7 protein-coding genes are annotated in these 6,280 nt (G+C 64.8%); all 7 read right to left on the bottom strand.

What is annotated here, in order from left to right; all coding sequences use genetic code 11:
• Window positions 1–441 (bottom strand): ATP-binding cassette domain-containing protein (locus tag AC0L3X_RS38285; protein ID WP_473317264.1); only part of this gene is annotated, 441 nt, incomplete at its 3' end.
• A complete protein-coding gene (locus AC0L3X_RS38280) occupies window positions 438–1,436 on the bottom strand; it encodes a branched-chain amino acid ABC transporter permease (protein WP_071909113.1) in 999 nt (332 codons plus the stop codon). The genes AC0L3X_RS38280 and AC0L3X_RS38285, both read right to left, overlap by 4 nt.
• The gene (locus tag AC0L3X_RS38275) at window positions 1,433–2,308 is read right to left on the bottom strand and encodes a branched-chain amino acid ABC transporter permease (protein ID WP_063979909.1); all 876 of its coding nucleotides are present in this window, start codon (window positions 2,306–2,308) and stop codon (window positions 1,433–1,435) included. The genes AC0L3X_RS38280 and AC0L3X_RS38275 overlap by 4 nt, the downstream gene beginning before the upstream one ends.
• A 238-nt stretch (window positions 2,309–2,546) precedes the next feature.
• Window positions 2,547–3,677 (bottom strand): ABC transporter substrate-binding protein, encoded by a 1,131-nt coding sequence (locus AC0L3X_RS38270; protein ID WP_063979908.1) that lies wholly within the window; start codon window positions 3,675–3,677, stop codon window positions 2,547–2,549.
• A gap of 58 nt (window positions 3,678–3,735) precedes the next feature.
• Entirely contained in the window at window positions 3,736–4,614 is an 879-nt protein-coding gene (locus tag AC0L3X_RS38265; protein WP_063979907.1) for a shikimate dehydrogenase, read from the bottom strand.
• A 144-nt stretch (window positions 4,615–4,758) separates the two neighbouring features.
• Window positions 4,759–5,697, bottom strand: a complete 939-nt coding sequence (locus tag AC0L3X_RS38260) for a LysR family transcriptional regulator (protein ID WP_063979906.1) — start codon at window positions 5,695–5,697, stop codon at window positions 4,759–4,761.
• 249 nt (window positions 5,698–5,946) lie between these two features.
• Window positions 5,947–6,123, bottom strand: a complete 177-nt coding sequence (locus AC0L3X_RS38255) for a hypothetical protein (protein ID WP_014491261.1) — start codon at window positions 6,121–6,123, stop codon at window positions 5,947–5,949.
• Window positions 6,124–6,280: the final 157 nt, after the last annotated feature.

Genomic DNA, 6,280 nt, shown 5'->3' with positions numbered 1-6,280 from the left:
GAGCCCGCCGGCCGGCTCGTCGGCGAGATGGTCGAGCTTGAAGAAGCCGATCATCTGGTTGGCGACCTCGGTCAACCCGGCATCGGAGCGGCCGACCAGGCGCGAGGCCATATTGCCCTGGTGCTCCTGCCCTGCGAGGATCAGGTTCTCGCGCACCGAGAGCTTTGGGAAGACCTGCAGGAGCTGGAAGGTGCGGCTGACCCCGAGCTTGTTGAGCTCGGCAGGACGCAGGCCCGTGACCACCTTGCCGTCGAGCTTGACCTCGCCGCCTGATGGTGTGAGCTGGCCGAGGATGCAGTTGAACAGGGTCGACTTGCCGCAGCCGTTCGGGCCGATCAGGCCGAGGATCTCGCCCTCGCGGACGTCGAATGAGACGCCGTCGACCGCGCTGATGCCGCCGAAATTCTTCTTGATGCCGGTGACTTCCAGGACCGCGCTCATTGCACCGTCTCCAGCCGGGACTTTGCCACGGCCCGCAGCGCGGAGGCCGCCTTGGTGCGGCGCTCGGCGAGATAGCGATCGAGAATTCCCAGAATGCCGGTCGGCGACCAGATCAACAGCAGCATCACCGCGACCGCGTAGAGCATCAGATAATACCCTTCCGTGAAGCGCAGCCATTCCGGCAACAGCACCGCGATCATCGCGCCGAGGAAGGGGCCGAAGTAGAAGCCGGCACCGCCGACGATCACCATCATCAAGAGGTCGAGCGAGAGCGACAGGTTGAACGGCACGGGATCGATATATTGCGTCAGCGGCGCATACAGCGCGCCGGCAACGCCGCCGAGCGCCGAGCCGATCGCGAAGGCCATCAGCGTATAGCGCCTTGTGTCGACGCCGAGCGACTGCGCGCGCAGCGGATTTTCGCGCAATGCCATGAAGGCGCGGCCCCAGGGCGAGCGGATCAGCCACCACACCGCGAGCGACACGATCGCAAGCGAGCCGAGGCAGACATAATAGAACGGCAGCGGCTTGTTGGTCGCGATGCCGAAGATGTGCGGCCGGGGAATGTTGGAGATGCCGTAGATGCCGCCGGTGAGCCAGCTTTCGTTGCGGAACACCAGGAAGGCGAGGGTGGAGAAGGCGAGGGTGACGAAGGCGAGGTAATGGTGCTGCACGCGCAGCGCGGGATAGCCGAGCACCCAGCCGACCGCGAAGCTCAAGGCAATCGCGACCACGATCGCCGCCGGCAGCGGCCAGCCATGGGTCGTCATGATCGCTGCCGCATAGGCGCCGATCCCGACGAAGGCGCCTTGCGCCAGCGAGACCTGGCCGGCATAGCCGAGTGTCAAATTGAGCCCCATCGCGGCGATGCTCATCACCGCCCACTGGCTCAGGATGAACAGGCCGTAGCGGTTGAAGTTCATGGGGACGATGATCAGGCCGGCAATGACGATGAGGCCGAGCGCGATCTTCAACGGTTTGGCGAAGCCGCTCATACGGTGCGCTCCTCGGCGCGGCCGAGCAAGCCCTGCGGCCGGAACAGGATGACGGCGATCAGGAAGATCATCGGAACGGCGGCGCGGTACTGCGTCGAGACATAGGCGGCTGCGAGATTGTCGAGCACGCCGATCAGGAGGCCGCCGGCGATGGCGCCGCGCACCTGGTTGAAGCCGCCGACGATCGCGGCGATGAAGGCGGCCTGGCCCAGCACTTCGCCGGAGGAGAATTTTGCGAGGTAGATCGGTGTAATCAAAAGCGACGCCAGCGCGACCAGGAAGGCGTTGATCAGGAACGTCAGCAGGATCATGCGCTCGACCGGGACGCCGATGATGCGCGCCACCGTCGGGTTCTGCGCCGCCGCCTGCATCTGGTGACCGAGCGACGTGCGGTTGAGAAGGCTCGTCAGGCCGAAGACGGCAAGAATGGCGAGGACGAGGACGCCGATGCTTTGCAGCGAGACGGCATGTCCGAGAATGGAGATATCACCGGTCGGCACGATCGATGGGAAGGGCGAGGCCTCCGCGCTGAAGAACTGCTTCACGGCCTCCTTGATGCCGATCGCGAGCGCCATCGTCGCGATCGCCAGCGGCAGCACGCCATGGCGCATCATCGGATCGACCAGCAGCATCTTGAAGGCGAGGCCCAGCAGGAGCATCGAGAGCAGGATGCCGAGGATGATCGCAAGCCAGAACGGCGCGCCGGCATGCATCGCCGCCAGCATCAGGAACGCCGGCAGCATCACGAACTCGCCTTGCGCGAAATTGATGGTCTGCGAGGTCTGCCACAGCAGCGTGAAGCCGACCGCGACCAGCGCATAGATCGCGCCAGTGGCTAGTCCCGCGACCAGAAGATCGAACAGATTGGACATTTTCCCCTCTCCTGTCCCTCGCCCAGCTCTGTCGTCTCCCTCGCCCCGTTCTTACGGGGAGAGGGCGGGGTGAGGGGCACTATCCGCGAGCCCATCTCTCACCGTCCTTGCAGAATCACCCCTCACCCCGCCCCTCTCCCCGCGAAGAGCGGGGAGAGGGAGAGGAGAGGAGAGATCTCTCGCCGCATCCGCCTTCGCTGAAGCTTCGGCGGGACGGGCGCGGGGAGAGCGAAGATCGTCACTTCACCTTCGGCAGCACCTGCTTCACCACCTGCTTGCCTTCGACCACCTCGACCAGAAAGCTCTGCCGGTCGATGTCGCCGGTCTCGCTGAAGGTGACGTCCATCAGGATGCCCGGCTCGTCCGCGGCCTTGATGGTCAGGCCGTGCAGCGTGTCGGCGAACGCCTTGCTGTCGACCTTCCCCATCTTCTCGGTGGTGGCTTTCACCATGTAGACGGCGAGATAGCCCTTCAGGCCGTTATGGTCGGGCACGTAATTGTACTTCTTGGCGAACTTGTCGCGGAACGCCTTGATCAGGTCGACCGGTGCGTCCGTGGTGAGGCCGACATGGCCGCGCGCGCCGTTGGCGGCATCGCCGGCGAGCTCGATCACCTTCTGGCCGATCAGCGTGGTCTCGCCCATCAGCGGCGCGGTGACGCCCTGGCGCTTCAGCTCTTTCAGGATGCGCGCGCTCTCTTCTTCATTCAGGTAGACGAACACGGCGTCGGGATTGGCGGCCTTGATCTTACCGACGTCGGCGGCGAAGTCGGCTTGTCCCGCTTCAGTCGAGAGATCGGCGACCACCTTGGAACCAAGCCGGTCGAGTTCCTTCACGACGACGTCGCGTCCGCCACGGCCGAAGTCGTTGTTGACCCAGACCACCGCGACCGTCTTCGCCTTCATGTCGTCGTGGATGTACTTTGCGACCTTCGGCATCGACGATTGCTGGCCGAACGAGGTGCGGAACAGGAACTTGTTGCCGGCTTGCGTCAGCTCGGCGGCTTCGCCGCCCATGATCTGAGCGATGCCGGCCTCGGCCGCGAGCGGCGCCGTCACCTTGACCGAGCCGGAATAGCCGGGCCCGAGCAGCACATAGGGCTCGGCGTCGAGCGCCTTCTGCACCTGGGCGCGGGCAACGCCGGGGTTGGACTGCGAATCGGCATGGGTGACCTCCAGCTTGCGTCCGAGCACGCCGCCCTTGGCGTTGATCTCCTCGATCGCGAGGTCGATGCCGTTCTTCCAGTTGGTGCCGACGGTGGCGCCGCCGCCCGAGAGCTCGGCGACGTCGGCGAGCTTGATCGCCTGCGCATGGACGCTGGTTGCAGTCGCGAAGGCAAGCAAGGCGCCTGCCACTAGGGTCGATTTCATGGTCACTCCTCCCATTTTTCGTTGATGTTGTCCGCGGCCTTGTGTCCGGCCGCTTCGGTTACGCGGCGTGGTAGGCCGCGCTTCGTGCCGCCATCACCTCGTCAAATGCCTCTCCCATGACCTCGGTCGATGGGGCAAGGCCGGTGAACAATTCGAAGGCGTCAGCGGCCTGGTAGATCGCGAGCTCCCGCCCGGTCATGATCCGCGCGCCCTTGGCCTGTGCCGCCGCCAGCAGCGGCGTGATCAGCGGCGAATAGACGGCGTCCGCGACCCACATTTTCTCGTGCAGCAAGGCCGCCGGGACCGGCATGCCCCGGTTCGGCAGCATGCCGACCGGCGTGCCGTTGACGAGGCCGGTTGCGCCATCGAGCGCGTCCTCGACGCTTTTCGCCACCGTGGCGCCGCCGTGCCTGGCAAGCAATGAAGCGAGCTTTTCGGCGCGCGCCGTCTCGCTGTCGAAAATGCGGAGGCCGGAGACCTTCAGGCTCGCCAGCGCAAAGGCGATTGCCTTGCCGACGCCGCCCGTTCCGATCACGGCGACTGCATTTCCGGACGGTGCCAACAGCGGCGCGACCGCGCGCGCAAACCCGGTCGTGTCGGTGTTGTGGCCGATCAGCCGGCCGTCCCTGACGACGACGGTGTTGACCGCGCCCATGGCGGCCGCGCCCGGCGCCAGCTCGTCGAGCAGCGGGACCACCGCTTCCTTGTAAGGGTAAGTCACGTTGACGCCGGCAAAGCCGAGCCGCCGCACGCCCTCGAGCATCATGCGGAGCCCGGCCGCATCGGCGCCGGCGACCTCGATGAGCTGGTAGTGACCGCGCAGGCCGAGCGCCTCGGCGGCCCGCTCGTGCATGGCAGGGGAGGCGGAATGCGCGATCGGCGCCCCGATTAGGCCGGTGAGAAGCTTCTTGCTGGCGGCGTATCCGCGCTTGGACATGGTTGGCTATCGTCTCGTTGGGAGCGTTGGGTCCTGGCCATTAGCGGGGAAATCCGCACAATTCCAAGGGGGCTTCCAGTTGCGACGATAGCCTTTCCCGTGCCTAACACAATTACCCATTTATTGGGCAAACCTAACATAATGTTATTTCTTCCGCGCGCGTGCCGGGGCGGCGTTGCCCTCGCTGCGGGACGGCTCCACCGCGCGCATCTCGGCGCGCAGGGACTCGATGAAATACTCGACATGGAGCGACAGCGGCGCGCCGCGCTTCACCGCGATATAGGTCTCGAACCGCGTCGGCTCGGTGATCTTCAACAGCTCGATTCCCGGATAGCCGCCATGGGCCACCGTGAACTGGTCGATGATGGCGATGCCGAGCCCCGCCTTCACCAGCGCACACACCGTGGTGCCGAAGCGCGCGCGGATCGTGATGTTGTAGTCGAGCCGGTGGCGCGCAAAGATCCCGGCCATGATCCGGCCGTAGGGATCGTTGGGATCGATGCCGATCAGCGGATAGCGGGTGATCTCGGCGGCCGAGACCTGCTTGCGGCCGGCAAGCTCGTGACCCGGCGGCACGATGCAATAGAGCTCACCCGAGGCGAGCGGCATGAAGTCGAGCCCGGAATGCTCGAGCCGGTAGCTCATCGCCACGCACTCGCCGCGGCCGAGCAGGAGGTAGTCGATGGCTTCCTCGAGCTTGAGGATGTTGATGTCGATGCCGAGATCGGGATAGCGGCGCCGGACGCGCTCGATCGCGCGCGGCACCATCACCTGGGAGATGCTCGGCACCGAGCCGATGCGCAATTCCGACAAACCGCCGCGGCCGATCTTGGAGATGAGCTCGGAGAGGTCGTCGACCTTCTTGTAGACGCCGTTGATCTGCTCAAAGATGTTCTCGGCTTCCGGCGTCGGGAAATAGCGCCCGTTCTGGCGCTGGAAGAAGCGGATGCCGAGCGTGCGCTCGGTGTATTTGACCAGCCGGCTGATCCCCGGCGCCGACACGTTGAGCAGCTTCGCCGCGCCGCCGATGGTACCCGTCACCATCACGGCACGGATCACTTCAACCTGGCGCAGCGTCATCATGTCGTGGGCATCCCAAAGAGGATCGTGGTGGCGATCATCTCACGAGAGCCGTGATGTCATCCAGCGGCAAGTGTGCGACGGAGCGGGCGGCGCTTCACCCTCCCCCTCCAGGGGAGGGTAAGAGCGCAGCTCGCTCACCGGCAACAATTGCTGATTAACTTCGCAGTCAGAATGTTTCGGCCAAAATCGGCACGTTCGAATGGAAGGGCGCCGCTCGCGCAGAACGTATGCCTCACCTGTAACCGCGTTCTAGCTCGCCGGGCTCTCGGGCGACGCGCTGCCGGGCCGCTCCGCGCGTTCGCGCTGCAGCACTTCGCGCGCGTACTCGATGATCTTCTGCTTGTTTGCCGTTTCGCGGACGGCGAAAAACACGCGGTTGAGTTCCAGGCCGAGCACGCTGTTGAGGGCGATGTCCTCGTCTTCCATCGTGATTTTCCCGCTTCAGACGCCATAGGTGTAACTTGACGTCACTTCCTCCACAAGTAGATTAAATCTCGGGTGCAGACGAGGGCCGGTAAACTACGGAAGCAGCGAATTGAGGCAGCTCCCAAATACGTGCTATACCGACGGCGAGGCTCAGGAA

The organism is Bradyrhizobium sp. MI1.7, assembly GCF_055811795.1.
The sequence above is the reverse complement of the archived record's forward strand: the minus strand, read 5'-3'. Positions and strand labels throughout refer to the sequence as shown.